At 52.2% G+C, this 2,676-nt stretch carries 3 protein-coding genes; 2 read left to right on the forward strand and 1 reads right to left on the reverse strand.

Features of this window, described 5'->3' with window-relative positions:
- Positions 1–571, forward strand: a 571-nt coding sequence (locus BSG09_RS19930; RefSeq protein ID WP_254799225.1) for a pyridoxamine 5'-phosphate oxidase family protein, incomplete at its 5' end; no start/stop codon positions are given.
- Between the two features lie 85 nt (positions 572–656).
- On the opposite strand, the gene BSG09_RS21650 is transcribed toward BSG09_RS19930, so the two are convergent.
- A complete protein-coding gene (locus BSG09_RS21650; protein WP_092936223.1) occupies positions 657–1,091 on the reverse strand; it encodes a TRAM domain-containing protein in 435 nt (144 codons plus the stop codon).
- A gap of 296 nt (positions 1,092–1,387) precedes the next feature.
- Here BSG09_RS21650 and BSG09_RS19940 point away from each other — a divergent pair, with 296 nt between their 5' ends.
- Entirely contained in the window at positions 1,388–2,386 is a 999-nt protein-coding gene (locus BSG09_RS19940) for an IS110 family RNA-guided transposase (RefSeq protein WP_092936225.1), read from the forward strand.
- The last annotated feature ends 290 nt before the right edge of the window (positions 2,387–2,676 follow it).

Consider the following 2,676-nt stretch of genomic DNA (forward strand, 5'->3'; position numbering starts at 1 on the left):
CGCCAATCCCCAGCGACACACTTGGTTCACTATTGAGAGACCATTCATGAGACTGCTACGAAATCGGTCTGACGGCAAATCGCTATCCAACTACGATAAACCAATTCTAATAATGATGGAATGTCTTGATAGGGAGGAGATCGACAAAATGCTTGTGCGAAAGGGTATTGGTACCCTTGCAATGGTTGACGGGAAGCAACCATACTCTATCCCAATATCTTTCGGATACGATCCTGAGCAGATGGTATGCACGATACAGTGGGGGAAGGGGGATGGGAGTCAGAAAGATCAAGCTATTGAATCTAACTCAAATGTCTGTCTTACTGTCTATGAACAAGATATTGATGACGAAGAGGTCTGGCGAAGTATAGTCATCACGGGTGAGATATACGAGATAGAGGAAGAAAATGAAGAGCGAGCATATGCGAGTTTGGCTTCGAATGCAGAGTTTCCTACTGACGTTGGTGTCTGGGGAGTTCCGTTCGAGGACGTTGAATTCCGCTTGTTTGGACTAAGTACGGAGAATTGTACAGGCCGCAAGTTTGCATCAAAATATAACGGGTGGGGCTAATGGTTCACAAACGACTAACTTGAGCGGAGCCATCTCAGTACCAGTGATTTACCGAGAAGGAGATCGGCCTACGAGGTGACGTCAGTTAGAATGTCCGCGGGTCGCTATCGACAATACTCGCAAATGCGACGTTCTTTTGAACCTGCTCGATTTTAACGGTGGGCTCGTCACCAGGTTGGGCGTCAGGGACGATCACGACGTAGCCACGTTCGACTTTTGCAATGCCGTCGCCCTGATCGCCGACAGTCTCGATTGTCACGTTGCGGACCTCGCCTTTCTTGACAGGGGGTCCCGATGGGACACGGCTCGTGGTCTCTTGAGGGGGAGATCGCTGTGGCTTTTGTTGAATCGATGATTCAGTCGAGCCAGGTGACTCGAGAATCGCTACGCGATACGTTTTGTCGGCTGACAACGCCTCGTGATCAACTTCACTCGAGGGAACTTCAATAACGTATGTTCCATTTCGCTCTTCGATTGGAGCGCTGAACAGAGAGCGAAGGGAATCTGGAATCTCGACCATTGAGTTTCTAGTACTCAGCACCCACGGGACAAGTAAGTTTTAGTACTTCACAAAGCTGGCTCTTGTGCTCTGTTGACTCGATGGAAATCCTGCTATCCCATGAGAGCGTGAAACAAGTATGGGACGCAAGAGGCCGAGAACTATTCCGTGCTCCGAAGCACGTGCTGTTGACTGGCCCAAGTGCGTAGGAAGCCGAGTCCTGGGCATTACAGCCCGACTGCCGCTCCCGGCGGCAGTCGGGAAAGCCCGTATAGGTGAATCTCTGTTTCACGCACCACCGTCCCGAGGTGAACCCAATGTTCATCGGAATCGACGTACACAAGCGGTACTCACAAATCGCAGTATTGGACCAAAACGGTGAGATCGTCGAAGAGGTTCGCGTCGAAAACGCGAACCTCGACGACTTCGCCCAGCAGTACGCTGGGTCAAAAGCCGCGCTTGAAGCGACCAGCAACTACTACCACATCCATGACACTCTTTCAGAGTATCTGGATGTGACCGTCGCTAACCCCGGCGAATTGAAGTTGATCTCCGACTCGGACAAGAAAACTGACCGCGTTGACGCGAAACAACTCGCTCGGATGGTTCGGTTAGGATCAATTCCTGAAAGCTACGTTCCAACTGACGAGGTTAGGCAAGCCCGCGCACTTGTGCGCGGGCGCCAGAAGCTCGTCGAGAACCGGACCGAGTACGCGAACAAGATCCATGGCTTGTTGAGTGATCACGGCATCACTCGGGAGGTGAAGCCGTTGAGTGTGAAGGGACGAGAGTTCCTGGCGGAACTCTCGCTCCCGGCCCCGTGGGACGCGTTGTTGGAGTCGTATCTGGAACTCATTCAGGTGCTCACCGAACAGATTGAGTCGTTAGAAGCAGAGATCGAGGAGCGGGCTGGGTCTCTGAAGGAGACCCAGCTCCTGATGACGATTCCTGGTGTGAGTTACTTTACGGCGTTGACGATTTACGCGGAGTTGGGAGAGATCAACCGGTTTGATCGGGCCAAAGAGGTCGTAAGTTACGTTGGATTGAACCCGATAATCCGCGAGTCTGGCGACTCGCGGTTTGAGGGGAGCATCTCGAAGCGAGGATCAGGACGAGTCCGGTGGCTGCTCGTTCAAGCGTCATACTCAGCGGTACATACGTGCGAAGATGAGTACCTCAGCCGGTTTTACAACCGGTTAGCTCGAAAAAAGAACTCGAAGACAGCGATTGTAGCAACCGCCCGAAAGCTGTTGGTTTCAATGTATCACATGCTGGATCGTGAGGAGGTGTACGACCCACCAGGGGTGAGTACCTGAGCGCCGCTCCGGCGGCGCTCATTGGCCGGTTGGTGGCAGCGTGAGCGACTGCTCTCGCAAACAAGAAGTCCCCCGCCTGATGGTTGTCTCAGTAGCTATCGGTTCGCCGGTTGTCGATTCTACGTTCGAAAACTACAGCAAGTCCTCGTCGCCGGAAGAATTATCTTGGCAAGCGTGGTTTGGTCAGTCAGCAGAATTTCCATCTATGAGAAGCCTGCTACCTGAATTAACCACGTTTGCGTAGATATTCGTTAGGGTTCGTCTCAGATGTGAGAGACTTTCCTCATCAA

This window comes from Natrinema hispanicum, from assembly GCF_900111485.1.
Lineage (GTDB): Archaea > Halobacteriota > Halobacteria > Halobacteriales > Natrialbaceae > Natrinema > Natrinema hispanicum_A.